The sequence below is a fragment of the Candidatus Vagococcus giribetii genome (genome assembly GCF_017316185.1).
In the GTDB taxonomy this organism is placed as follows: Bacteria; Bacillota; Bacilli; order Lactobacillales; family Vagococcaceae; genus Vagococcus; species Vagococcus giribetii.
The window spans coordinates 174,308-199,973 of record NZ_JAFLVX010000018.1 but is presented as its reverse complement, the minus strand read 5'-3'; the positions used below and the strand labels follow the sequence as shown (position 1 = coordinate 199,973).

Sequence of the window (25,666 nt, the reverse complement as noted above, 5' to 3'; positions counted from 1 at the left end):
GAAAGGTGGAGAATGAATGACATATACAAAAAAAGAGTTTAAGAGAGAATTCAAAAAGAGATTACAAGAGAGGTTTCAATTATCTGTAGAAGATGCCTCAGACCAAGAACTATATGAAACACTGGGACGTTTAGTGACGTCACACTATAGTAAAAATTGGAAAGATACTTGGGAAGAGAGAACAGAATTTAAACAAAAACAAATGTATTATTTCTCTATTGAGTTTTTACCTGGGAAAATGCTAAAAAATAATCTACTTAATTTAGGCATGTTAGATACAGTTGAAGCCGGACTTAAAGAGTTAGGGATTGAGTTAGAAGATTTAGTGGAAGAAGAACCAGATATGGCTTTAGGAAATGGTGGCTTAGGTCGTTTAGCGTCATGCTTTATGGATTCTTTAGCATCTATAGAAATGCCTGGTAATGGGAATGGTATCCGCTATGAATGCGGGTTATTCAAACAAAAATTTGTTGATGGCCATCAAGTTGAGTTACCTGATGAATGGTTGAATAGTGATAATATTTGGGAAGTTAGAAGAGAAAGTCACGCGGTGAATGTCCACTTTGGTGGTGACGTTGAGCTGATGGAGTCTCAAAGCGGTCAATTAAAACCAGTCTATTCAGGCGGTTATACCATTAGAGCAGTCCCTTATGATACAGCCATGACAGGTTTTGAAAACAAAACAGTCAATGACATGCGTTTATGGAGTGCTGATATTACTGAAGCCGAAAGAATGAAGTTCCAAAACTTTAAAGACCGTAAAGAGCTAGATTATTTAACGTCTGTTCTTTATCCAGATGATTCAGATGATAGTGGTCGTCGTTTTAGATTATCTCAGGAATATTTCTTTGTTTCAGCCGGTATTCAAAGCATTATTAATCAATTTAAAGCTTTAGATGTTCCGGTGACTGAGATTAACCAATATATCTCAATTCATATCAATGACACTCATCCAGCTCTTTGTATTCCTGAATTCATGCGTATTTTAATGGACGAAGAAAATATACCATGGGAAAAAGCTTGGGATATTACAGTGAAAGTAATGAGTTATACGAATCATACAATTATGTCAGAAGCCTTTGAAAAATGGCACATCTCTTTAATTAAGGAAGTTTGTCCACGTGTGTTCCAAATTATTGAAGAAATTGACCGACGATTTGTTGAAAATGCGCAAGGAATTTATGATCAAGAGTTAATTGAAAGAACAAGAATTATTACGAATGAGCAAGTTCATATGGTTCATTTATCTATTATTGGTTCTCATTCTGTTAATGGTGTTGCTAAACTTCACTCTGAATTATTAAAAACTGTCGTCTTAAAGGATTTTTACGGCATGTATCCCGAAAGATTTAACAATAAAACAAACGGCATTGCCCCAAGAAGATGGTTGCAATTAGCTAATCCACTTCTATCAGAAACCTTAGACACTCACATTGGTACAAGCTGGAGAAGTGACATTAATGATTTAAATCTGTTGTTGAACCACACTGATAACAAACAAGTGTTAAAGGAATTAGCTGAAGTAAAATATCAGAATAAACAGCGTTTAGCAGATTACATTGAAACACACAATCAAGTAGTTGTTTCACCTGATGCTATTTTTGATGTGCAAATTAAACGTCTGCATGCTTATAAACGTCAGTTAATGAATTTAATGCATATTTTAAAACTCTACTTTGATTTGAAAGAGAATCCTGATTTAGAGATGACGCCAAGAGTCTTTATCTTTGGAGCTAAAGCTGCTCCTAGTTATCGTTTTGCTAAATCGGTTATAAAACTAATTAATGAAACAGCTGACTTAGTGAATAATGATCCTGATATTCAAGATAAACTAAAAGTGGTCTTTTTAGAAAACTATAATGTGAGTTTAGCAGAAATTATTATACCGGCAGCTGATGTGAGTCAACAGATTTCACTTGCTTCAAAAGAAGCGTCAGGAACTTCTAATATGAAATTCATGATGAATGGGGCCATTACTTTAGCCACACTTGATGGAGCGAACATTGAAATCAAAGATGCTGTTGGAGATGAGAATATTGCTATTTTTGGATTAACAGAGGAAGAAGTTTATCGTTATTACGAAGAAAGAAATTACGACTCAAAAGACATTTATCATAATAACTTAGTCATTAAACGTGTAGTAGATGCCTTTATTGATGGAACGATTCCTAATTCAGCTGTTGAAGGACAAGAAATCTATGATTCTTTAATTACTTATAATGACGAATTCTTCTTATTAAGAGACTTCATGTCTTACTGTGAGGCTCAAGAGTGGGTTGATAAGAGTTATCAAGACAAAGAAAAATGGCAAAAGATGAGTCTAATCAATATTGCTAATGGCGGACATTTCTCAGCGGATGACACAGTTAGAAAATATTCTGAAGATATTTGGCAAATTGAGCCGCTAAGAAAACATTAAAAAAGAGGTGTACAGAATTTGGATATTCAGTTTAATGCCTGGTTAAAAAAGTATAAACATCCCTTTGGCGCTATTAGTCAAGACGATTCTGTCAAGATGATGCTTGAAATAGAATCTGTTGAAGTCATTAATCATGTGAGTTTATTAGTCAAAAAAGACAATCAGGTAACAGAATATAAGATGGAAAAAGAAAGTAAGACAGAATACAGATACCACTACTATCCAAGAGATGGTAGTGGTCTGTATTATTATTGTTTTAAGGTGAGTGCACAAAATAGCGTAGGAGAACATTTCGAACTCTATTATGGTAAGAGTCTATCCTCAGGTTTAGGTTGGCAATACGTTAGTTATGAGAGGATTAACTGGTATCAATTGACCTGTTATGAAAAAGAAGATCAAGCACCAACTTGGTTTAAAGAGGGAATTTGCTATCAGATTTTTCCAGATCGTTTTTATAATGGAAATCTTGATAAGAAGATAAATGCACCTAAGAAAAACAGTTTTTTGTATGGCTCTCTTGAAGACACACCAATATACATTAGAAAGGCAGATCAAAGCATTGATCGGTGGGATTTTTATGGTGGTAATTTAAAGGGGATTATAGCAAAAATACCTTACTTAAAAGAGTTAGGGGTTACTATGATTTACCTGAATCCGATATTTGAAGCGACTAGTAATCATCGTTATGACACCAATGATTATTTCAAGATTGATCCTATGCTAGGAAGCAATGAGGATTTTAAAGATTTGGTAGACTCGCTTCATCAAAATGACATGAAAATAATCTTAGATGGGGTATTTTCTCATGTTGGAAAAGATAGTCGCTATTTTAATTACTCAGGCATCTATGGAGAAAATTGTGGCGCTTATCGGACGAGAGAGTCTCTTTATTTTGATTGGTTTAAATTTATAAAATATCCGATGTCTTATCAATCTTGGTGGGGCATAAGCGATTTACCTGAAATTGATAAAAATCAAGAAAGTTTTCAAGATTTTATTTATGGCGATGAAGGAGTCTTAGTTTTTTGGGATATGTTTAAGGTAGATGGCTGGCGATTGGACGTGGCTGATGAATTACCTAATCTTTTTATTCAAAGCGTGCGAGAGCGTCTAAATAAGAGCTATGAGAAGGTTCTGATAGGTGAAGTATGGGAAGATGCTAGTAATAAAGTGGCTTACGGAGAAGAAAAAGAATACGTGTCAAAACCAATTCTTCATAGTGTAATGAATTATCCCTTAAGAGAGATTATTTTAGACTTAGTGAATCAAAACATATCAGTTGAAGTAGCTGTTCAAGAGTTGATGCAGCTCAAAGAGAATTATCCGAAACACTTTTTTGACCAGCTTTTAAATAATATAGGTACTCATGACACAGAGAGATTGATGACAGTGTGTGGGAATTCAATTGAGAAAGTAAGGCTTGCCTATAGTTTATTGTTTTCGTTACCTGGTGTCCCTTGTATTTATTACGGAGATGAAATCGGTATGACAGGTGGCAAAGATCCTGAAAATAGAGGTTTTTTTCCTTGGAATCAGCTAGATCATGAGTTAAAAGAACTTTGCCAAAGCTGGATGACAAGAAGACACACACAAGAAGCTCTAAAGACAGGTTTGTTTTTGCTGCTTTACGATCAGGAGAAAGGGCTGTTAGGTGTTTATCGCTATACAGAGATGAGTTACTGCCTGACTCTTGTAAATTTATCCAACAAGAGGCATCTGATTAGTCAAGTCAATTGGAGATGTGCTGAATTAACCGATGGAGAGATCAAAGAGATACTTGAATCAATTGAGCTACGTGAGACTATAAAGGGGCAAGAAGTTGTGTACTTAGAACAAAAGTCATGAAGATATTCATGGCTTTTTTATGTGAAAAAAATTGACATAAAAAATGTGAATCGCTATGATTAACTTACATTTTTTTATGAAAGAAGGGGCGTTATGTTTGAAACTTGCAAGAATTGGCTTTATAAAATAGTTAACTTCTTTTTATTTATTCTGGCTATACTTATTTTGATTTACATGGCAAGAGATCTATTAGAGGTTTTTCAATTAATCATCGGATCAGAGTTAAAAGGCTCGATGGCTGAAATATCTGACTTTATCCTCGGTTTCTTTATGCTGTTTGAGTTTATTGTAATGATTATTAAATACATTGAGGATACTCATAATATTCCAATCAAGTACTTAGTCATCATTAGTATCACGGCGATTTTAAGACAACTTTTAGTTATCCATAACAATGGGCTACAAACACTCTTTTTAACAATAGCTATACTTGTTTTAGTTGTTGTGTTGTTTGTTATTGAATTAATTAAAGAAAAAGAACTTAAACGTGGAAAACAAGTTAAATAGTTGACACCCTTAACCTAGATGAGTATGATTGTAAAAAGTCTAGGGGTGATTATATGGGATTAAATGAATTTATTTTAGGATTGAATAATTTAGAAAAAATTACACGAGCACCTGGTTTCTTTAAGTACACAGAACACACAGTGGCAGCCCATTCTTATCGTGTGGCTTCTATCGCTCAAGTATTAGGGGATATTGAGGAGCTGAGTGGTACAGAGATTGATTGGAAGTCTTTGTATGAAAAAGCTCTAAATCATGACTATACGGAACGGTTCATCGGCGATATCAAGACCCCTGTAAAATATGCAAGTAAAGAATTAAGAGGCATGTTGCAGACTGTTGAAGAAAAAATGACAGAAGAGTTTATCACGCAAGAGATTCCGGCAGACTTTCAAGAGATTTATCGCAGACGTCTGTTTGAAGGTAAAGATCATACAGTCGAAGGGGAATTATTAGCGATTGCAGACAAAGTAGACCTACTATATGAATCATTTGAAGAAATTGTTAAAAGTAATCCAGAGGAAGTCTATATGGCAATGTTCATTGAATCTGTTAAAACCATACAGACCTTCTCACATCGTCCATCAGTTACTTACTTTTTTGAAGACATTTTCCCAGAATTATTAAGGCAAGATTTTTACGGAAAAGAGCAGTTTATTAAAAAAATAAATAACATCATGATGTAAACTCAAAATTATATTAAATATATGTTATAAAAGGATTGTAGTCCCTTGCTAGGTATGTTAAAATAGTTTTTGTAGTAATTGGATTCGAAATTAGGGAAATATCTATTTATATATATAGTTCTCCTATTAAGCATCACATTTATTGCAATAATACGCGTACATAGATGCGCAATAGGAGGAAAAGCACATGGCTAACGGTACAGTAAAATGGTTTAACGCAGAAAAAGGATTTGGATTTATCACTCAAGAAGACGGTACAGACGTATTCGCACACTTCTCAGCTATCCAAGGTGAAGGATTCAAAACTTTAGAAGAAGGACAAGCTGTTACTTTCGACGTAGAAGAAGGACAACGTGGACTTCAAGCAACAAACATTGAAAAAGCTTAATTTTATTTAAGTTTTCAAAAGCTAGAGATTAGTCTCTAGCTTTTTTTGTGCTCTCAAATAGGGAATATGTAAAAAAAACAGGTTATCTTTCATTAGATAACCTGTTATAAATTAAGCTTTTTTTTGCGCTCTTCTTGCAAAGTAAGGGAAAATAGCTCCTAAACTAATTAAGACGATTGGCGTAATAATATTCATTGCTAATTGGAAAATAAATGCTTTTGGATTTTCTGCGTAAGGTACTTTAGGAACTGCACCTAAAATACAAGCAAAAGCAGTAAATAAGAAACACCATAAACCAACAATGTATCCAATTTTTGGATTTTTGATGAATTTGTAATCTGAATGGAACTCTTTATGCATTTTGTTAACCATCATGTAAGCAAAGAATACCCATAGATAACGCAAAGGCATAACGATTGAGTTTAGGTTAAGTAACCATTTGTAGTTCTCGTTCATGTTTTCGATTCCTAATGCAGGAACGATGATTAAGACACTTACTAAGATACCTGTTAAAATATAACCTTTAACGGGTGTTCCTTTGTCGTTAGCTTTAGAGAAGCTTTCTGGAATAAATTCTTTGTCAGAGTCAGCCAATAATATTTTTAATGGCGCATCAATTGAGAAGGCCAAAGCTGAAATTTGAGCAAGCATTTGAGCAATTGCATAAATAATAACAAATAAGTTACCAACGTTGTAATAAGCACCTAATTTACCAAATGCTTCATAAGCACCATTGGCCATTAAATCGTTTGGAATATTGTTGCTATCGAATAGCATTCCCATAGAGAATGAACCTAAAATCGCACAAACAGCGATCATAATAGCTAAAACTAACATACCTTTAGGGAATTCCTTAGAGGCATTTTTTGTTTCGTTAACATAAGGTGAAATTTTTTCAGCTCCACCAACAGCGAACACTAACATAGAAATCGTTGTGAAATAGGCAAAGTCAAACTTCGGTAGATATGATTTGATGTTTCCCATATCTGGTGTAGCAAATGTAGCGCCTGTAATAGCGGGAGCAGATACAGCTAGTAAAATGAATAATAATGACATAATAAACATGGCTGTTCCGGCTATTCCACCGATACGTTTAAGAGTTGTTAACCCTTTTGAAGAAATCCATAAGAAGAATAAGAAGATAACTAAACAAATCATGGCAATAGTAGTTGCACTTACTGTATTGATGAAATCACCATTTTGTTTAAAAATCCAGCTTATAGAAATCAAGATTCCTTGTGGTTTTTGCGCTAGGTAAGGGATATGTACTACCCAATAAGTCCATGCCGCAAAGTAACCAATTCTTTTAGTAGTCGTATTTTTTACCCAACTACTAACCCCACCAGTACTGTCCTTAAACGTTGAACCTAATTGACCAACGATTAACGCATAGGGAACAAAGTAAAAAATCATAATTAATACCCATGACACAATTACGGATAAACCTTGTGTTGCATAGTTATTAACAACGTTTCCTAGTCCCCAAACTGATACAAAGGCAATGATGGCCACGTTGTACCATCTAAGTTGCTTTGAATCACTCATTTTATCACTCCTTAAATTTTCAATACCTTTCTATGATAAAGATTTTCAATGACTGTGACAATTAAAAAAAAAGAAAATAAGTCTCAAATGAGCGTTAGATTAAAACAACATAAGTATTTGATATGACACATTAAATATTTGTGAAAGAACCATAAAAAAAGCGACTAAAAAATCTTATTTTTAGTCGCTTTTTATTCATTAATGTAAATCTGACGTATCAGAATAATTTAATCCTTTTAGATTAAAGATATCTTTTCCATATGCTAGTCCGATACCTCTTGTATCATCAAAGCCAATACCACTATAAAAGACATAATACTTACCGTTTTCTTTCATTAAAGCACTTTTATAAAGTCCTTTACCATCAAATTGATTTTTCTCTTTTGAAGGGAAGATAATCGGTGTTAGTTCATCCCAGTTTGTTCCATCGCTTGATTTTGAGTAGTAAAGATTCATCACGTGTCTTTGTGACAATTGAATTTTACCTTTAGATTCAAATCCTGATACGACTGTTTCATAGCCTAAATCTGTTTTTTGCACATCTAAATGCCAGTGATGCATGCTGTCAGAATTTGAATACTTCATTTTAACTTCAGTTGGTTTACTCCATTTTAGACCATCTTTACTAGTTCGGTGCCAAATTCTAAAACCATTAGCAACGTACCATACTTGGTAGCCATTTTCATCTTTAATGAAAGCAGGGGAAATCCAGTCGCCTTTTTGTCTGTTTGCTTGATGAATGACTGTTTTATCTGACCAAGTTTTACCGTCTTTTGAATCAATACGGTAAATAGTAACGCCACCAGAAATATCATCTACATAACGCCAGTATAGCTCTAAGCGGTCTTCCTCTTCGTTATAAATGATATTGGTATCTGAATCATATTGTAAAGGTGTTTTACCGTTGTATTTAGCTGATTTTGGCTCATCTAAAGGATTATGCTCATCAGGTATCCAAGTAATTAAATCATTTGATTTAAACACATGTGGATTTTCATAAGTGGCGTCTCCCTTAGGATAAGCTGTGATTCCCATCCAATATTTATATCCATTCCATTCTTTAGGGAAATGAACAATAGAAGGGTGGGTATTTTCGATTGTGTCATAAGCAGTTGGTAATAATAAACGATCTCTCGAGTTGGCATAACTAACGACTTTTTTAGCACTGACGTACTGAATGTTTGCATGGTTAACAATGCCTTTTTTTTCTTTAACAAAGGTAATTGTTTGAGGTAAAAACATGGTTAAACCAATAAGTGACACAACTATCATGGAAACATTGATTTTCCAGTTTTTCAAATCTTTCTTAAAAATCCAACGGTAGATAAAATAACTAATACCAAATGCTAACAGACTAATTCCTAAAAATATGAGTAATGCTTCTCTAAATCTCATAATTGACCTCCATTTAATAATGCATTTTCGATTATCTCTTTTTCAGGTGTCACAAAAAGAGTTTGTTGATTTTCATAAATAACATAACCGGGTTTTGAGCCGTTTGGTTTTTTGACATGTTTCACATGCACGTAATCTACAGGTACTTGAGAAGACAGTCGGTACTTAGAATAGTAAGCTGCAAGTTGAGCTGCTTCTAGTAACGTGTCATTGTCAGGATTAGACTCTTTAATAATCACATGTGAGCCAGGGATATCTTTAGCATGTAACCAAATATCAGTTTTACTAGCTGTTTTAAGTGTTAACTGATCATTTTGTAAATTATTTTTACCAACTAAAATGGTGACGCCTTTAGAAGAATAAAAAGTTTCAGGCTTACTTTTAACAGGTTTAGACTTTTTGCTTTTCTGTTTATCTTTAACATATTTTTCGGCAAGTAATTCCTCACGAATGACATCAATATCTTTAGGTGAAGCTAGAGTGAGTTGATCTTCTACAGATTGTAAGTAGAGTAATTCGTATTTTGCTTTTTCTAATTGCTCCTTCACAATTTTGACACTGTTTTTGAGCTTTTGATAACGTTGAAAGTATTTCTGAGCATTTTGGTTAGGTGAGAGGGCTTCGTTTAGGGAAATCACAATATCTTGATTCTCCTCATAGTAATTAGCCAAAGTCACTTCTTTAGCCCCGCGTGGAACTTCATGTAAGAAAGTTGTTAAGAGCTCACCCTTAATGCGAAAAATTTCTGCATGATCAGCATCTACTAAAGATTTTTCTAACTTTTTGATTTTGTTGCTTATTTTTATTTGATCGTTCTTAACTTTTCTAATGAGTTCACCTGCTTGTTGCTTCACGCGATCACGTTCTGCTTTCCCTTCGTAAAAAGCATCAAGAAGATGACTTAAATTGTCAAAATGAACGTGTTCCTCACCCAAACTATCAAAAGGAATAGGTGTGAAGAAAGACTTATTGTCATAAGTACTCAAGGTTGGTCGAGTATTTGTGGTTAAGCAAGTGAAAAAAGCTAACCAAGTGTTTATTTTTTCTTTTGGATGTTTATCTAATTGGAAAGCCAACTCTCTAGCCGTATCTTTACCAAATCCTTGAAAATGAGATTGGATAAAAGAGGCATCAAAGGTCTCAGCTGTTTTTACTAATTCGAATAGTTTTTCTACCTTAACATCAAAAGGATTCAACGTGTTTTGTTGGGGTGGGGCAATGTAAGTAGCTCCAGGTAAAATGGTACGATAGGAGTTAACACTAATGCCAACATGTTTAATCGCATCAATAATTTTGTTTGTCGCTTCGTTATATAGAATAACATTACTGTGTCTCCCCATAAGCTCAACGGATAAAACAATGTTTTCTAAATCACCTAATTCATTACGACTAGTGAAAAAGAAATTCATGACACGGTCATTTGTTAGTTGCTCCACACGCTCTAGAATACTGCCATCTAAATGCTTTCTCATGACCATACAAAAGTTAGGTGGTGTTTGTGGGTTTTTGTACTGAATATCAGTAATTTGAACACGAGCATAAGTTGGGTGAGCAGAAAGTAAAAGTGTGTGGTTCTTTCCGCTACTTCTAATAACAAGCATTAACTCATTTTCGTAGGGTTGATGAATTTTGGAAATACGTCCACCAGATAAGGTAGCGTTAAGTTCCTTAGTCATCAAGTGAGTAAATATACCATCAAAAGACATAAAATAGCCTCCTTTTATTTAATCAATTCAAACAAAAAGACCAACCGCAAAGGGGTTGGTCTCTGCAAGATTTTAGTTAGGGCCATTTCCTTTAAACCAACCAGTTTTTACATTGATTGTGACAACATAAAGAGGAAACTCCTCAGGTTTACTTTTTGGGAAGATTTTTGAATTGGTTGTTGCATATAAATCATAGTAACCTTCACCATTTTCAATATATTTAGGAACTAAAGTATAGCCACCTTCAACAACATAGCCACGGTTAATAACTTCAGTCATAACTTTTTCTTGAATACCTGGGTTCCAAGCCCATGCTGGATCGTTGTAATCAATCACAGCATCTTGACGATTTCCCCAACGGTTATTAGTGCCTGGGTTGTTGTATTGTGTATTACCTTGAGTGTTCGTATTGTTTTGAGTAGCAGGAGGTGTCGCATTTTGTTGTGCTTCTAGCGCAAGAGCCTCAGCTTCTTTTTTACTTTTCTCAGATTCAGCTATAAAAGTATCAACTTTTTTCAACTCAGCTAAAAATTCTTTTTGGACCTCTTCATCAGGTATCTCTTTAACAAGAGCTTGTGCTTCGTCTAACTGTTCACGAGTAGCTGATTTAACAACAGAATCATCTTTATAGACGACAACTATTTTATCTTCTACTTTTTTCAAAGCATCTTTCTGTTTTTTTGCTTCATCAAAAGCTTTGTTAAACAGGATATCGAAACCATCTTTTTCTTCTTCAATTCGTGTTAATGATATATTATCGCTATTTTTAACATAAACATCAGATTCAAGAGTTTTCCCCTTTATAATAGGAGATTTAAATAAGTCGTTTAACCCTTGTTGCTTATTAAACTTAGCTTCTGCTTCGTCATAGCTTTCTTTAAGTTGGTCATATCCTTCTTTTCCTTTTAACTTTTCTAAATCTTTACTAGCTAAGTCAAAATCAGCTTTAGATAAATCATCTTTTAAAAAGACTTGATCTTTAGAAGAGAAGAGGGAATCAATTGCATTTTTTGTTGTATCAACTAATGCGACTCGATCTTTTTCAACAGCCTTTTTTTGCTGAGACGAGTAAACAGTAAAGCCGCCAATAGCTAGAAGTGCAGCAGCAGATAAGCCAATAACAGCATTTCGTGTTGTTTTCTTTTTAGGCTCATTTGTAGTTTGACGAGAAGAAATACTTGTTTCTAATGGTTTAGAGACACTTCCTTCAATGTCGTCTTCCTTAGGTGTTGTAGGCTCAATTGTTTGAGTAGAAGGTATCGGCTCATTAGCTAAGTCTTCTTCATCAAAATCTAAAGGTACAGTAGCATCTAAATCAATTGTTTCCTCAGATTCAACTGATAGCTCTTTGTCCTCTACCATTTCTGTGTCAGGTGTTTTTTCAGAAGTAGTGATATCTTCTTTTTCAGAAGGTGTTTCAACGACTGGTTCACTAGGAACTTCTTCAATAGTCGTCTCAGGTTGACTAACTGGCTTTTCCTCAGACTCATCGATGCTATCAGCTTTGATATTACGATGCTTGAATAAAGATTCAGTCGGTTGCTCTGTTTCGTTTTTTGTGGTTTCTATTTCTTTAAATGTCTTAAATTGTTTAGTTTGGTTTGGATCGAAAGTGTTATCAGCATCTGTTTGATCACTAACTGGAATAAACAGATCACAATTAGGGCAATATTCTTCCCCATCTTTAAATTGATGACCACAATTAGGACATTTGTTAAGTTCTTTTGTCAAAATAAGTACACTCCTAATCATTTTTTGATTGCTTTACAATTATAACATTATATACTAATTAGCCTTAAAAATATAGAGGAAAAGGTCTGAAGACTGTTGATTTAAGAATATCCTAGACTTTCTATTCTCAATTAATTGCTTTTAGGTTATAATTGGTCCATTAAGAAGTTAAGGTGGTTTTGAAATGAGTAACCTATTAGATGAACTTTTAGTCCTTCTAAAAAATAAAAAAGTAATCGGATGTTTGATTGCCATACTGATAGCAATCATTACAATGAATCTGTTTATTGCGGTGTACCGAGGCACGATTAGAGAACAACAAATTGAATCAGTTGCTAAAACAACATATAAAAATAAGCAATTTAAGAGTATTCAGGAAGATGAGCTAACCAAATTAATGACAAGTAAAGAGCAAGTCATTATCGGAATTGTCGATCCAGTAGATAATAAAGGATTTAATGATATTAAAAAGATGTTTAACGAGAAATCAACTATTGAAGGCTTGCCAAAAACAGTCTATATTTACCAACCAATTTACGACAGCTCAAAAGTGATTAAAAATCTAGGTATCAAGGATAAAAACACCTTTATAGTTGTTGAGAATGGTAAAGAATTAGGTCGTTATAGCTTTAATCAATTAGAAGGTGGTTATGAGGAAGTTATTAATGAAGTGAACCAAATCATTCATCCGAAAATTGAGCGTAAAAAACCAATTCGAAAACAAGAAGAAGCGCCTAAAACAGATAATCAAGAAGGTGTACCTAGTGAAGATGGTACGACTAGTTCAGGAGATGTGACTCACACATCAGAAGTATTTTTTGAATAACATAGTTGACAGGCAAAACATATAGGTGTAGGATAAATACAATTACAAACGAGAAAGAGGGATTGTCATGAAAGAACAACTGCAATATAAATCACACAAACAAATTAATACATTTTCATGGCAAACTTGGCGTAGGTAGTTGTATTTAGGCTAACTTTTTGGCGTGGATACGACTTTTTAGAAATTTTCTAAAAGAATGTATCTATGTCAGGTAAGAAATGAATTCCACCGCATAGATAATGCGGTTTTTGTTTTTCTAGACATAGAATAAGCACAAACCATTGTATTTTGGTTTGTGCTTATTTTTTTATTTATTAGGAGGAAATGAAAATGAAAAATAAACGATTAATGGCTGCTATTGCAGTAATAGGAATGGTCATAGGTGTTAGTTTTATAAAAGATATCTCTAGTCAAAGCCAGAGTGACAAGAAACAAGAAATACCCACAGTAGGAATTTTACAATATGTGAGTCACCCTGCTCTTGATGACATTTATAAGGGAATGGTTGATGCTTTAGCCAAAGAAGGATTTAAAGATGGAGAAACTGTTCGTCTAGTCTTCCAAAACGGACAAGCTGATCAAAGTAAACTAACTAGTATGAGCCAGCACTTGATAAACGAAAAATCAGATGTATTAGTCGGGATTGCGACACCTGCTGCTCAAGCCTTAGCCAATCAAACTCAAACAACGCCGATTATTTTAGGAGCTATAAGTGACCCTCAAAGTGCGGGATTAGTCACTAGTAATGAGCGTCCAGGTGGGAACGTCACTGGTGTAAGTGATCAAGCACCTGTTAAAGCACAGATGGAACTTGTTAAACAATTACTACCTGAAAAGAAAATGATGGGGATTTTATACTCTTCAGCTGAAGATAACTCCGCCTACCAAGTAAAAAAGATTTCAGAAGAGGCTAGTCGCTCAGGATATGAAGTAAGAAAATATCCTGTTCCATCGACAAATGAAATTTCTCAGATGATGCAAGTAATGGCTAGAGAAGTAGATTTTGTGTATGTTCCAACAGATAACACAATGGCTAATGCGATGCAAACGATTGTAGATGTAGCGAATCAACACCACATTCCAGTGATTCCGTCAGTTGATACAATGGTTGAACAAGGAGGCCTAGCAACTGTAGGAATTAATCAATATGAGCTAGGTGTTCAAACCGGAAAAATGGTAGCAGATGTGTTAACAGGAAAGAGTCAACCAGCAACAACTCCTATCTATACATTTGAAACAGGTGATATCATTATCAATAAAAAACAAGCAGACAATTTTGGTATTACATTAACAAGTGACTTAGTGAAACAAGCCAAAATAGTAGGAGGAGAAAGTAAATGATTATTTCAACCATTGCACAAGGGTTTTTATGGGCAGTACTGGGCTTAGGGATTTTCCTAACCTTTAGAATATTAGATTTTCCAGATTTAACAACAGAAGGTAGTTTTCCATTAGGAGGAGCTGTCTGTGTGACGGCTATTACTCACGGTATGTCACCTATTCTGGCAACACTTTTAGGTGTATTAGCTGGTATGGCAGCAGGTCTTGTGACAGGTTTACTTTTCACAAAAGGAAAAATACCTATTATCTTGTCAGGGATTCTTGTGATGAGTGGACTTAACTCCGTTATGCTTTTTGTTATGAAGTCACCTAACTTATCTCTGCTAAATCAAAAGAAGCTCTTTGACGTGTTAAACTTTTTAAATCTACCACCTAACTACGATAAAATTATTATCTCATTTCTTATTTTAGTCATAGTGATTGGAGGTATCATTCTCTTTTTAAACACAGATTTAGGTCAAGCTTATATTGCTACAGGAGATAATGAAAGTATGGCTAAATCATTCGGTATTCATACAGACCGTATGAAAATACTTGGATTAACTATTTCAAATGGGATTATTGCTTTATCTGGCGCTTTAATTTCTCAAAGTGAAGGTTATGCAGATGTGAACAAAGGAATAGGCGTAATTGTTATCGGTCTTGCCTCTATTATCTTAGGTGAACTACTCTTTGGTGAATTAACGCTCTTTGAACGCTTAATTGCAATTGTGGTCGGAAGTGTGTTGTATCAGTTGTTAATCTTATTAGTCATTCAATTAAAGCTAGATACCACTTATTTAAAAATCTACTCATCAGTGATTTTAGGAATTTGTTTAATGATTCCGCAGTTCAAGAACAAGTTATTACCAGCACGTAAGGGGGAAATAAAATGAGTGAAGGCATTATAAGTATTCAAAATGGTATCAAAAAGACTGACTCAGAGCGTCTGATTATGAATAACCTGAATTTAACGATTAATAAAGGCGATTTTATTACGATACTTGGTGGTAATGGTGCAGGGAAATCTACTTTGTTTAATGTGATTAGTGGGAATATGAAGTTAACGTCAGGGAATGTGTTACTTGATGATAAATCTATTAATCACTTATCTGAAGAAAAACGTGCCAACTTTATTGGTCGCGTGTTTCAGGATCCAAAATTAGGGACAGCTCCAAGAATGACTGTTGCTGAAAACTTACTTTTAGCTAGTAAAAGAGGACAAAAAAGAGGGCTGGCTTTTAGAAAATTAAAAGAGCAAAAAGAGTCATTTTATCAATTATGCCAAACCATTGGCAACGGACTAGAAAACCATCTTGATACACCAACAGGTAGTTTATCAGGAGGCCAACGTCAGGCATTAAGTCTACTAATGTCCACTATCCAAAAGCCGGATTTACTTTTACTTGATGAGCATACAGCTGCTCTTGATCCTAAAACAGCCCAACAAATAATGACACTAACCCAAAAAATCGTTAGTGAAAATCAGCTGAGTTGCTTAATGATTACTCACCGTATGGAAGACGCCTTGACTTATGGTAATCGTTTGATTGTTCTTGAAGCAGGTCAAATCGTTTATGATATTCCAAAGGATCAAAAGAAAGAGTTAACTATGCAGGATGTGTTAAATTTCTTTAATTAATAGAAACAAGCTCTAGCAGATTTTATAGATATCTAATATAATTAGAGTAAATAAAAGCAAGGGAGCCTTAATGATAATGGTGAAAAGATTACTAAGTTGTACAGCAAGTGAAATTAAAAAGATGACTCCTATGGATTTAAAACAAGCCATTAAAGCATCAGAAGGTAGAATCATCTGTTCAGAGAATGTGGCTATTTCTCAATCAGTCGCTGGGGATATTACAAATGCAGAATTAGCAAGTGCTTACGGAGCTGATTTGATTCTATTAAATGGCTTTGATGTGTTTAATCCTGTTGTTATGGGATTACCAGGAAGTGCGAATTTACAAGAAATTCTAGAAGATGTTAATAATCCCACTGGTTTAAGGAAGAACCCAATTGATCAACTAAAACATTTAACAGGACGTCCTATTGGGATTAATTTAGAACCCGTGGATAGCGAGTCTTTAATGAATCAACCCCTTACTAACATTTCAGAAGGTCGGAAATGTAGTAAAGAAACCCTACAAGAAGCACAAAAATTAGGTGTTGATTTTATCTGTTTAACAGGAAACCCTGGGACTGGAGTTAGTAATAAAAAAATAGCTGATGCCATCAAATTAGCTAAGCAACACTTTTTTGGACTGATTATTGCAGGAAAAATGCACGGAGCCGGAGTTGACGAAGAGGTTGTTAATATGACAGCTATCGAGTCTTTTGTTGAAGCAGGTGCTGACATTGTATTACTTCCAGCAGTTGGGACTATTCCAGGTGTAACGGATGAAGATGTTAGAGATGCAGTGAAGTATATTAGGAAAAACGGGGCGCTATCTATGTCGGCAATTGGAACAAGCCAAGAAAGTGCCGATGAAGAAACAGTGAAACAATTAGCTATTAGAAATAAAATTTGTGGTGTGGACATTCAACATATTGGTGATGCAGGCTATAGTGGTTTAGCCCCAGTTGAAAATATCTACGCTATCTCAATTGCTATTAGAGGATTAAGACATACTATGAACAGAGTAGGTACTTCTGTAAATAGGTAGATATAATTTTATTATGTAAACCTAAACACAACCAAAGCCCTATTTATTTTGAGGCACCTCCTTAGATATAATGTATCTAAGGAGGTGTTTTTATGATAAGTGTCATAATAGCTTTTATGGTGTTAACCTATTATTATTACAGACAACAGCAATTATTTGAGAAAGTTATGAAATACAAAGAAAAGACTCATTATGTGATAGGTTACTTGTTTACTATCTATTTATTTATTATGTTTAAAGAGGTTGTTGGTTTTCCTAGTCTATCAAATTGGCAAAGGGTTCTAAACGTTCAGGGGACTATATTCGATCCAAATATTAACTTGATTCCTTTTATTGGTGGTGTGGGGATATCGGATTACTTGAACATAGTGATGTTTATCCCACTAGGAATCATCTTACCTTTAATGTGGACGAAATATGATGACTTTAAACAAACAGTCCGCTACGGCTTTTATGTGTCGCTACTGATTGAAATAAGTCAATTATTTGTTAGAAGTAGAGCAACAGATGTGAATGACTTAATCATGAATACTCTAGGAGCAGTGATAGGTTGGCTTATATATAAACTATTTTCAAGATTAATCTTGAAACAAATAACACCGATTAATCTGTTTCAATCAAGCCGTTTCTTATCTTTTGAACCTAAGATGTATATTGTTTTAGTAGTAGTTGCTAGTTTTATAAGTTAGAGAGGGGAGAGATCACAATAGAGATCGAATTAGTCCTAGTAGATGAGGTACCAGAGAAAGAAATAGCTCTATTTAAAAGAGAATTCTTAAAAAATAAAGAAATTATTCATGGAAGTAACGGCTTAACAAGTGCGATGACTATTAGAGATTGGAAAAGGAAAGTTATAGCTCTTTTTAATAAACCGAATAAAAATCAAGTAAAAACAAAACAGTGGTTTATTGTTAATAAGGACCATCATTTAGTCGGATGCATTGATTGTCGCTATAGGTTATTGCCTTATCATGAATTAGAGGGTGGACATATCGGCTATTCTATCAGGCCGAGTGATAGAGGTAAAGGGTATGCTAATCAAGGGTTAAAACTAGCTTTAACATACGCCAAAAATGAAGTAGGCTTATCTCACTGCTTGTTGACATGTGATGAAACAAATACAGTCTCAAGACACATTATTCGTCAAAATAAGGGCGAGTTAAAACAAGTCATTACTTTAAATAAAAGAAAAATAGAGCACTATGAGATTTTTTTACATTAGTAAATCTCATAGTTTTTTTGATGTTTTAACCTATCGTTTTAATTGTTAGAGGTTAGTTCATTGAAAACTAACCTCTATTTAGTTCTTATTAGGGTTAAAATTATGCTATAATAGAGAAAACTTTTGTATATTAAAGGAGACGAACTGGATGAATGAATTACCTAATATCACAAATAATATTGCGTTGAATTTTATTAATTCTCAACTATTTCGAAATGGAAAACTCATTGAACTGATCGATTCTCTCAGTAGTTTAGAAAATTGGACCGAGCAACCGTTAATGGACGACTTAGAATATAACACACAGCTTTCTATCTTTAATACTTGTTTAGAATGTACAGATAGTCTTGATGATATTATTGAGTTAAGAGATAAGCTATATTTACTTTTAACAGCTATTTCTCGACAAGAGGAAGAGATTTCGACGTTACAAAAAGTAATTGAAGATAGTTTGTTAGCCCATCCAATTAGATTAGTGTTTGTAGATACAATTCCATTGTACGTTCCAGTAGATAGTGGCGTTGCTGGTATTAAGTGTCTGATCCATTTCTCTTTAGCTAAATTAGTGGAGTCTGGAGACATCAACAAGTTAAGTTCTTGTGCTAATAAGGACTGTCCATTACTTTTTATTAACCAAACAGGTCGAAGAAAGTGGTGTTCTATGAAAATTTGTGGGAACCGCCATAAAGTAGAGCGATTCGAAAATAAGCATAAAAAACACATCAACTGGATTAAACAGGAGCAAGAGTAATCCTTCAAGCAGCCATTTTAGCAGAAGGAGAAGCAGCTAATCGAAGCGACTTGATTTTTTTAGAAAAGCTTCCTTTATTTGTTAAAGAATCATAAAAGTGTACGAATCCTTAAAAGATGCTTATAATTGATATTAGATTCTCTTTAGGAGTGATTTTATGTGTTGGAACAACAATAAACAAAGCAAAATAGCAACTGTTATGATTATTAGTTCATTGATGTTATTTACTTTGTTTGATCAAACGGCATATTCATCAATAGTATTTAATATTGCAGGTATTCTTCAAGTTACCGGGATTTTGTTGATGCTACATAATATGTTTATTCGCAAATCTTGCTCAGTTCAACCCAAAAAGACTAAACAACGATAAGGTAGTTGTTTAGTCTTTTTTCTTTTTATGTAGTACTTACACTAGAGGGGATAATAAAATTTATCGTTGGTTTACATAATATATATTAAACCAAGTTGATTAAAGAGAGGTTCAAACACATAAATAATACTATGTATCTAATGATTATATGAATACATCAGATTGATCCGTTTATTCTTTTAGTTTAAAGATGTGTTAGCAACTTAATTCAGTACAAAGTTTTTATTAGTGTGCACAGTTTAAACTATGATTCGGATACATCAATTAGTTTTTATCTAAGTCATTAGTCATTGATTTGCGAGTTACTTATACAGTTAACTAAGTTAATTAGATGAATCAGTCAATTTAAGTAACCAATAAAAACTAAATTCAAATGAGCTTTTTAATATGCATGTAAACTCTAAATACGTGTAAAACCAGTCGAATTCAGTGATTTAGATGTTTAGATGATAATCATACAATAAACTGATTGATGTAGATTGCTGTTACTAATAGGATTATTAATAATAAAGTTTGAAAAGTCACTACAAGTGATCTGTGTGCATCTGTTACATCATCAATAAAATGATAAATCTACCTTTCTTGAAAGTTTCATCTTTCCGTAATGGTAGACATAATATAATTACAGTTAACTTTGACTTACCTCTTTGTTTTTACTATAATAAACATATGAACGTATGTTCTCTTTTGAAAGAAAGGACCTCTAACATGAGACATGAAAAAATAAATAATCTACTAGAATTAGAACAAGCTACTCTGCCCTGGTTTGTTAACGAATATATTCACTCAAAAAGTTTAGTTCCCTACTCAACGGTTACCTTATATGAATATGCTAAGGAATACCGACGTTTTTTTGAGTGGCTTCAAGAAGAATCTATCACCTCCTCTGTTCAATCTGTTACCTTAGAGGATTTAGATAGACTTCGTAAAGAAGATTTAGAGCTTTACAAATCTCACTTGATGCATGGCCCTAAGAATGGGACCTCAACAGACAATCGAAGTCGTTCTTTTGTGACTGTTCAACGAACATTAACTGCCCTACGTTCTCTGTTTAATTATTTAAGCACTCAAACCGAAGATGAGAATAATCAGACATATTTGAAGCAAAATGTAATGCTAAAAATTGAAAATGTTAGAGCAACAACTACCCTTCAAGAGCGTTCACGAGCCATAGAAAAGAAGCTGTTACTTGATGATGAAGCTATTTTATTTCTATACTATATTGATCAAGATTATGAAGGAACATTAAAAAGTCATCAAGCTATTGCAGCATTTAGACGAAATAAAATCAGAGACCTTGCTATTATTGCTCTGTTTCTAGGTACTGGTATGCGTTTATCAGAATTAGTTAACATGCAAGTTAGTGACTTAGATACAGTCAATTTAGAAGCAACCGTAATTCGGAAAGGTGGATTTAAAGATACGGCCCTTATCTCTTCATTATTTATAGACTATATTATCGACTACCAAGAAAGCAGAGTCACTTTGTATCAACCTGAAGCAAGTCAAAAAGCCTTATTTTTAACAACTTTTAAGGGTAAAGCAAAACAAATTGAGCCTTCTACAGTGGAAAAATTGGTTGCTAAGTATTCTACTGCCTTTAAAGTACGAATAACACCACATAAATTGCGTCACACAGTCGGTACACAACTTTATAAAAAAACGAATAGCCTGCTAACAGTTTCTCATCAATTAGGCCAAACAGGAACTAGTGCTACCTCAATTTATACTCACATCGTTGATAAGGAACAAAGAAATGCCATGAATGATCTATGGAGTGAGTAAAAGGATATGACGATCATTGTCATATCCTTTTTAATTTATAGAGGTTTACATAATATTATTATCTTCAATTGATAGTTGAGGCCATCGCAAGTGCCATTTTTTATGAGTTACTCGTTTGATGAATAGAGCCATTCGTTCGGAATCGTTCTTAAAAAAAGGAGTTGGTTTTACACCAAAATTGACAAGGTCTTCTATGCCATGAGGTGCTATTAATTCAATATTCCCCTTATTTATACGGGCTCCTATAGCAGTACATGTTTCAGGAAATTTGGAAATAGCATCATATGAGGACGTATAAACTGCTGTGTTGGGGTTATGGATATGCATGTAGACTTGATTTTTTAATTCCCAATTGTAATTTGGATACCTTTGAATTAAGTCTTGTTCCAATTCTAAGGTTTCTTCATAAGTGATATTTGGATCATAAAAAATCACATCGATGTCTGAATAACAGGTTAATTCCTTCTTGTTTGAAAGAATGTCCCAAATATAATTCCTTATCGTTCCAGCACATAACCATGAATCTGCTAAATGGAGTGACTCAACAATTTTTAGTATACCTATAAGTTCATGATTCCCTTCAAGTATTGTTTTAATGTTGTTTATATCAGTCATCTAACTACTCCCTTTTTAATGATGTCTTAAGTATAAACAAAAGCCTACCACATGTCGAACGCTAGTTCTTTTATGGTAGGCTTGATTATTTTTAATCCGCTCTTAAAGCAATGGCAGCGTCTTTTTTCGCTGCTATTTTGGCTGGAATGTGTCCACCAATCATTGTTAAGACAGTTGACACGACAATAAGAATGATTCCGTGAACTGGATTTAACTGAGCGACATTTTTTAAGTCTGTTAGATTATAGAGTAAGCTATTAATCGGGAATGTGGCTAAGTACGCAATAGTCACTCCTAAGGTACCAGAGGCAATTCCTAAAATACATGTTTCAGCATCAAAGACACGAGTAATATCTTTCTTTCTAGCCCCTAGTGCTTTAAGAACGCCTATTTCCTTTGTTCTTTCTAGGACTGATGTATACGTAATAATACCAATCATAATCATACTAGTTACAAGAGAGATACCTGCAAAAGCAACTAAAACATAAGTCACAGCGTCCATTAGACCACCCGTTAAATCAGTCATGGTTCCAGCTAAGTCAGAGTATAAAATCTTGTCTTCTTTGTCTTTTTCTTTGTTGTATTTATCGAGATAAGCTAAGACATCATCTTTGTTGCCATAGTTATTTGGATAAATCATGATACTTGCTGGAATACTACTTCCGCCTAGATAGGCTAAAAAGTTTTCTTTACCAGATTCGTCAAGAGCTTCATTGCTCATGACATTAACATCACTGTCTTTTTGTGCTTTGACAATGTCTGAATTTTCATTATCTGTGACGATTTTTGACGTTAATTCATTGCTGTAAGCAAATCCTGGTGCTAAAAGGTTCATTGTTGAAGATGACTTCACTCGAAGAATTCCGCTAACTTTTAACGTATCATTGTTTTTACTATTGTAGAGAGCTTCATAATCGGTATTTGGTATAAAATTATCTGTTGGAAGCTTTGCGTAAAAATCATTGTTATGAACGAGTTTGACTTCTGTTCCGATAATGTCATTAAAAGGTAATTCAGTGTCTTCTTTCACATCAAAACCGATGTTTTTTAAGCTATTGATGTTAGTACTGTTGTTTCTATCGACAATTAAGACAATGTCAGTTGCTTCTTTTGGATAGTCCCCAGCTAAAAGAGTATAGTTTTCTGTTAAAAACTCATTGTCTTTTCCATTCATATTGGTTGGAAATGAAGATACGCCAATCCCAGTCATGTTGCTCATGGTACTAGACATCGAAACGCCAGATGAATCTTTCGCATTTGAAAAGGATACTGGTTTCACTTGATCGTCGACTTTCCTTAAAAGGTTCATGTTAACTGCTCTTGTGTAGCCGATACTACTATTTAATTCAGGGTCCATCTTTTTCAAATAATCGATGTAATCTTGATCTATTTTGTTGATGTGTTGCATTTTATCTTCTTCGCTTGTTTTAGCAGTTACCTCTTTTTTAGTTGCAAATTTGCCTTTCTCGCTACCTAAAGAATGTTGCGGATTCGTTGTTTGATCAGTAGTTATTTTTGAGATTGTAATCGGAAACTTGGCCAAGGTTTCTGATTGTGTTTGGTCAATCTGTTTTTGGAATCCCGTTGAAAGGGCTAGAACAATCCCTATACTAATGATTCCGATACTAGAAGCAAAAGCTGTTAAAAAGGTTCTTCCTTTTTTTGTTTTTAAGTTATTGAAAGACAAATTAAGAGCAGTGAAAAAACTCATTTTTGTTCGGACAAGTTTAAATTGATCTTGTTTTTTACTCTCTAGATGAGGTTTGGAATCTTTTCTAATTTTTCCATCAGAAAATTCAATGATGCGATCAGCGTAATCATAAGCCAGTTCAGGGTTATGAGTTACCATAATGACCAATTTTTCTTTTGATAATTCTTTGATTAAATTCATTATTTGAACGCTTGTTTCAGTATCTAATGCTCCTGTTGGCTCGTCACAGAGCAGGATATCTGGATCGTTCGCTAAGGCACGAGCAATGGCCACGCGCTGCATTTGACCACCGGATAGCTGATTAGGCTTTTTATTCATGTGATCTTCTAGCCCCACTCTTTTTAGGGCTTCAGTAGCGTGTTCTCGTTTGGTTTTCTTGTCAACTCCACTAAGTGTCATCCCTAGCTCTACATTTTCAATAATACCTAGGTGACTGATTAAGTTGTAACTTTGGAAAACAAATCCAATAGAATTATTTCGGTAAGCATCCCAATCGCTATCTTTAAAGGTTTTTGTGGATTTACCATCAATGATCATGTCACCCGAATCATAATTATCTAGACCACCTGTAACGTTTAGCATTGTGGTTTTTCCAGACCCACTAGCTCCTAAGATAGCAACGAATTCTTGTCTTCTAAATGAAACAGAGACACCATCTAGAGCTTTAGTTACCGTATCACCAACATGGTAGTATTTTTTTATGTCTTTTAATTCTAACATCTCATCATCTCTCTTCTTTTATCATTTTTCTATTGTATCAATAACTTATGACTAGCTTATGAACTACTCTGAGGAATCTAAATAAAGTTGAAGTTTTTCTAAATTTACTTGAAAAGCAGTCCCTTTTTTTTGAAGTATTTCTAGATCTTTAAAATATTTAAATGTATGCATGTAGTGCCTATAGCTTACACCTAGATACTCGGCAATTTCTGTATGTTTCTCCTGATACATATTGTCAGAAGAAATAGTCATAAGTAACTTAGCTAAGCGAATTTTTACCTCTTGGGTTTGTTGTTCTCTAAAATGATTCATACGAGCCAAGAGTTTTTTACCAATCGTTTGAGAGAGAAAGAGTAAAAAAGAGTTATCTTGTAGTAATGCCTCATTAACGACTGTCAGAGGGATTCCTAGACAAATAGTCTCACCTGTAGAAACAACGTCTTTTGTTTCATCTTCAATGTCAATAATAGATAAGTCTCCGATTAAATCAGCCTCTTTTAGAAACTGTAAAATAATGCGTTTGCCATTCTCTTGATTAGCAATCACTTTAGCTCTTCCCTTTATGATAATAAATAAGTAGTTGAGTTCAGTCATCTCTTTTGTAATAAACTCTCTATTTTTGAAATAAAAAAGGGACGATTCCGTGAGGACAGCCTGATTAACTCCTGGGATATGAAAAGGAAATGAATCAGTTGAGGGATTAAATATTCTTTTCTCCATAAAAACTCCTTTCAAAAATAGGCTATATATCATACTACCATTTTTTTAAACCATGTACTATTAGTTTTGAAAGGAGAATTGAATTGAAAAAAATAATGATGTCACTTTTATTTTACTTAATAAGTGCTTTTGGGATTTCTATGACTATTAAAGCAGGGATTGGCGTTAGCTCGTTTAATTCCCTAAATGTTTCTTTATCTAACTTAACAGAGATTCCTATCGGCACCGTTACGTCCCTTATTAATTTACTGTTTCTTGTAGCATGCTTTGTGGTCGACAATGAGAAAAAACTAGTTAAATATATCTTAATGTTACTGGCTACATTGAGTTTTGGTCTTGTCATTAACGTCGTGTATTACAGTCTCTTCAAGAGTTTAGTCATGACTAATTATCTTAGTAAGCTGCTTCTTTTTATTGCAGGAGTTTGCATTGCTGGTTTTGGTACAGGACAAGTAGTGAGGCTAGCTACCATTACCTTCCCGATTGAGTTTTTTTGTCAATTGGTCGCTGAAAGAACTCACTTATCTTTTTCGCAATTAAGATACGGCGTAGATATTAGTTGTGTTGTTTTATCACTCAGCATCTCTTTAGTGTTCACACTGCCAATTGTTATCCGTGAAGGAACTATCATGAGCTTATTGTTACTTTCAGGCGTCATTAATTGGTCAAAAAACAAGGGAATTTTATAACAGGTTTATTGACTTACTTTCTTGTTAGTTTTCAGTCAATATGAGATTATAT

Annotated in this window: 22 protein-coding genes; 15 read left to right on the top strand and 7 right to left on the bottom strand. The window is 34.1% G+C overall.

Annotated features, from left to right (window positions below; all coding sequences use genetic code 11):
* Window positions 1-16 precede the first annotated feature (16 nt).
* The 5 genes from DOK76_RS07570 (at window position 17) to DOK76_RS07550 (ending at window position 5,842) form a co-directional block, all read left to right on the top strand.
* Window positions 17-2,419, top strand: a complete 2,403-nt coding sequence (locus DOK76_RS07570) for a glycogen/starch/alpha-glucan phosphorylase (protein WP_206966396.1) — start codon at window positions 17-19, stop codon at window positions 2,417-2,419.
* 18 nt (window positions 2,420-2,437) lie between these two features.
* A complete protein-coding gene (locus DOK76_RS07565; protein WP_206966394.1) occupies window positions 2,438-4,264 on the top strand; it encodes a glycoside hydrolase family 13 protein in 1,827 nt (608 codons plus the stop codon).
* A gap of 93 nt (window positions 4,265-4,357) precedes the next feature.
* Window positions 4,358-4,771, top strand: coding sequence for a phosphate-starvation-inducible PsiE family protein (locus DOK76_RS07560; RefSeq protein WP_206966392.1), 414 nt, complete (start codon window positions 4,358-4,360; stop codon window positions 4,769-4,771).
* 53 nt (window positions 4,772-4,824) lie between these two features.
* Entirely contained in the window at window positions 4,825-5,454 is a 630-nt protein-coding gene (locus DOK76_RS07555; protein ID WP_206966390.1) for a YfbR-like 5'-deoxynucleotidase, read from the top strand.
* Between the two features lie 187 nt (window positions 5,455-5,641).
* Window positions 5,642-5,842, top strand: a complete 201-nt coding sequence (locus tag DOK76_RS07550; RefSeq protein WP_086343223.1) for a cold-shock protein — start codon at window positions 5,642-5,644, stop codon at window positions 5,840-5,842.
* 111 nt (window positions 5,843-5,953) lie between these two features.
* Here DOK76_RS07550 and DOK76_RS07545 read toward each other — a convergent pair whose 3' ends face one another.
* The 4 genes from DOK76_RS07545 to DOK76_RS07530 form a co-directional block, all read right to left on the bottom strand.
* Window positions 5,954-7,387 carry an APC family permease gene (locus DOK76_RS07545; protein WP_206966388.1) on the bottom strand — a complete coding sequence of 478 codons (1,434 nt, stop codon included), beginning with the start codon at window positions 7,385-7,387 and terminating at the stop codon, window positions 5,954-5,956.
* Window positions 7,388-7,585: 198 nt separating this feature from the next.
* Window positions 7,586-8,782, bottom strand: a complete 1,197-nt coding sequence (locus DOK76_RS07540; protein ID WP_206966386.1) for a glycoside hydrolase family protein — start codon at window positions 8,780-8,782, stop codon at window positions 7,586-7,588.
* The gene (locus DOK76_RS07535; RefSeq protein WP_206966384.1) at window positions 8,779-10,488 is read right to left on the bottom strand and encodes an NFACT RNA binding domain-containing protein; all 1,710 of its coding nucleotides are present in this window, start codon (window positions 10,486-10,488) and stop codon (window positions 8,779-8,781) included. The genes DOK76_RS07540 and DOK76_RS07535 overlap by 4 nt, the downstream gene beginning before the upstream one ends.
* 72 nt (window positions 10,489-10,560) lie before the next feature.
* Window positions 10,561-12,219, bottom strand: a complete 1,659-nt coding sequence (locus DOK76_RS07530; protein ID WP_206966382.1) for a cell division site-positioning protein MapZ family protein — start codon at window positions 12,217-12,219, stop codon at window positions 10,561-10,563.
* 184 nt (window positions 12,220-12,403) lie between these two features.
* Here DOK76_RS07530 and DOK76_RS07525 point away from each other — a divergent pair, with 184 nt between their 5' ends.
* From DOK76_RS07525 to xerS, 9 genes are all read left to right on the top strand, one after another.
* Window positions 12,404-13,045, top strand: coding sequence for a hypothetical protein (locus DOK76_RS07525; RefSeq protein ID WP_206966381.1), 642 nt, complete (start codon window positions 12,404-12,406; stop codon window positions 13,043-13,045).
* A gap of 330 nt (window positions 13,046-13,375) precedes the next feature.
* Window positions 13,376-14,386, top strand: coding sequence for a tryptophan ABC transporter substrate-binding protein (gene trpX, locus DOK76_RS07520; protein WP_206966379.1), 1,011 nt, complete (start codon window positions 13,376-13,378; stop codon window positions 14,384-14,386).
* Window positions 14,383-15,261, top strand: a complete 879-nt coding sequence (locus tag DOK76_RS07515) for an ABC transporter permease (RefSeq protein WP_206966377.1) — start codon at window positions 14,383-14,385, stop codon at window positions 15,259-15,261. Before trpX ends, DOK76_RS07515 begins: the two co-directional genes overlap by 4 nt.
* Entirely contained in the window at window positions 15,258-16,007 is a 750-nt protein-coding gene (locus DOK76_RS07510) for an ABC transporter ATP-binding protein (protein ID WP_206966375.1), read from the top strand. The genes DOK76_RS07515 and DOK76_RS07510 overlap by 4 nt, the downstream gene beginning before the upstream one ends.
* A gap of 76 nt (window positions 16,008-16,083) precedes the next feature.
* Window positions 16,084-17,031, top strand: coding sequence for a DUF7916 family protein (locus tag DOK76_RS07505; protein WP_206966373.1), 948 nt, complete (start codon window positions 16,084-16,086; stop codon window positions 17,029-17,031).
* Between the two features lie 92 nt (window positions 17,032-17,123).
* Window positions 17,124-17,720 carry a VanZ family protein gene (locus DOK76_RS07500; RefSeq protein WP_206966371.1) on the top strand — a complete coding sequence of 199 codons (597 nt, stop codon included), beginning with the start codon at window positions 17,124-17,126 and terminating at the stop codon, window positions 17,718-17,720.
* Between the two features lie 11 nt (window positions 17,721-17,731).
* On the top strand, window positions 17,732-18,253 hold the full coding sequence (locus DOK76_RS07495) for a GNAT family N-acetyltransferase (RefSeq protein WP_206966518.1): 522 nt from the start codon (window positions 17,732-17,734) through the stop codon (window positions 18,251-18,253).
* 148 nt (window positions 18,254-18,401) lie between these two features.
* The gene (locus DOK76_RS07490) at window positions 18,402-19,004 is read left to right on the top strand and encodes a CGNR zinc finger domain-containing protein (RefSeq protein WP_206966369.1); all 603 of its coding nucleotides are present in this window, start codon (window positions 18,402-18,404) and stop codon (window positions 19,002-19,004) included.
* A gap of 1,078 nt (window positions 19,005-20,082) precedes the next feature.
* Window positions 20,083-21,159 carry a tyrosine recombinase XerS gene (gene xerS, locus DOK76_RS07485; RefSeq protein WP_206966367.1) on the top strand — a complete coding sequence of 359 codons (1,077 nt, stop codon included), beginning with the start codon at window positions 20,083-20,085 and terminating at the stop codon, window positions 21,157-21,159.
* 45 nt (window positions 21,160-21,204) lie between these two features.
* Here the strand turns inward: xerS and DOK76_RS07480 are convergent, their stop codons facing one another.
* From DOK76_RS07480 to DOK76_RS07470, 3 genes are all read right to left on the bottom strand, one after another.
* Window positions 21,205-21,774 carry a nucleotidyltransferase family protein gene (locus tag DOK76_RS07480; protein WP_206966364.1) on the bottom strand — a complete coding sequence of 190 codons (570 nt, stop codon included), beginning with the start codon at window positions 21,772-21,774 and terminating at the stop codon, window positions 21,205-21,207.
* Window positions 21,775-21,865: 91 nt separating this feature from the next.
* Window positions 21,866-24,205: an ABC transporter ATP-binding protein/permease gene (locus DOK76_RS07475; RefSeq protein ID WP_206966363.1), complete on the bottom strand. Its 2,340-nt coding sequence runs from the start codon at window positions 24,203-24,205 to the stop codon at window positions 21,866-21,868.
* A 63-nt stretch (window positions 24,206-24,268) separates the two neighbouring features.
* Window positions 24,269-24,925, bottom strand: coding sequence for a cyclic nucleotide-binding domain-containing protein (locus tag DOK76_RS07470; protein WP_206966361.1), 657 nt, complete (start codon window positions 24,923-24,925; stop codon window positions 24,269-24,271).
* Window positions 24,926-25,020: 95 nt separating this feature from the next.
* Here DOK76_RS07470 and DOK76_RS07465 point away from each other — a divergent pair, with 95 nt between their 5' ends.
* Window positions 25,021-25,614 carry a YczE/YyaS/YitT family protein gene (locus DOK76_RS07465; RefSeq protein WP_242542252.1) on the top strand — a complete coding sequence of 198 codons (594 nt, stop codon included), beginning with the start codon at window positions 25,021-25,023 and terminating at the stop codon, window positions 25,612-25,614.
* Window positions 25,615-25,666 lie beyond the last annotated feature (52 nt).

Coding starts and splice junctions, on each gene's coding strand:
- DOK76_RS07570 (WP_206966396.1), top strand. CDS start 17: ATGACATATACAAAAAAAGAGTTTAAGAGAGAATTCAAAAAGAGATTA.
- DOK76_RS07560 (WP_206966392.1), top strand. CDS start 4,358: ATGTTTGAAACTTGCAAGAATTGGCTTTATAAAATAGTTAACTTCTTT.
- DOK76_RS07555 (WP_206966390.1), top strand. CDS start 4,825: ATGGGATTAAATGAATTTATTTTAGGATTGAATAATTTAGAAAAAATT.
- DOK76_RS07550 (WP_086343223.1), top strand. CDS start 5,642: ATGGCTAACGGTACAGTAAAATGGTTTAACGCAGAAAAAGGATTTGGA.
- DOK76_RS07545 (WP_206966388.1), bottom strand. CDS start 7,387: ATGAGTGATTCAAAGCAACTTAGATGGTACAACGTGGCCATCATTGCC.
- DOK76_RS07540 (WP_206966386.1), bottom strand. CDS start 8,782: ATGAGATTTAGAGAAGCATTACTCATATTTTTAGGAATTAGTCTGTTA.
- DOK76_RS07535 (WP_206966384.1), bottom strand. CDS start 10,488: ATGTCTTTTGATGGTATATTTACTCACTTGATGACTAAGGAACTTAAC.
- DOK76_RS07525 (WP_206966381.1), top strand. CDS start 12,404: ATGAGTAACCTATTAGATGAACTTTTAGTCCTTCTAAAAAATAAAAAA.
- trpX (WP_206966379.1), top strand. CDS start 13,376: ATGAAAAATAAACGATTAATGGCTGCTATTGCAGTAATAGGAATGGTC.
- DOK76_RS07515 (WP_206966377.1), top strand. CDS start 14,383: ATGATTATTTCAACCATTGCACAAGGGTTTTTATGGGCAGTACTGGGC.
- DOK76_RS07510 (WP_206966375.1), top strand. CDS start 15,258: ATGAGTGAAGGCATTATAAGTATTCAAAATGGTATCAAAAAGACTGAC.
- DOK76_RS07505 (WP_206966373.1), top strand. CDS start 16,084: ATGGTGAAAAGATTACTAAGTTGTACAGCAAGTGAAATTAAAAAGATG.
- DOK76_RS07500 (WP_206966371.1), top strand. CDS start 17,124: ATGATAAGTGTCATAATAGCTTTTATGGTGTTAACCTATTATTATTAC.
- DOK76_RS07490 (WP_206966369.1), top strand. CDS start 18,402: ATGAATGAATTACCTAATATCACAAATAATATTGCGTTGAATTTTATT.
- xerS (WP_206966367.1), top strand. CDS start 20,083: ATGAGACATGAAAAAATAAATAATCTACTAGAATTAGAACAAGCTACT.
- DOK76_RS07480 (WP_206966364.1), bottom strand. CDS start 21,774: ATGACTGATATAAACAACATTAAAACAATACTTGAAGGGAATCATGAA.
- DOK76_RS07475 (WP_206966363.1), bottom strand. CDS start 24,205: ATGTTAGAATTAAAAGACATAAAAAAATACTACCATGTTGGTGATACG.
- DOK76_RS07470 (WP_206966361.1), bottom strand. CDS start 24,925: ATGGAGAAAAGAATATTTAATCCCTCAACTGATTCATTTCCTTTTCAT.
- DOK76_RS07465 (WP_242542252.1), top strand. CDS start 25,021: ATGATGTCACTTTTATTTTACTTAATAAGTGCTTTTGGGATTTCTATG.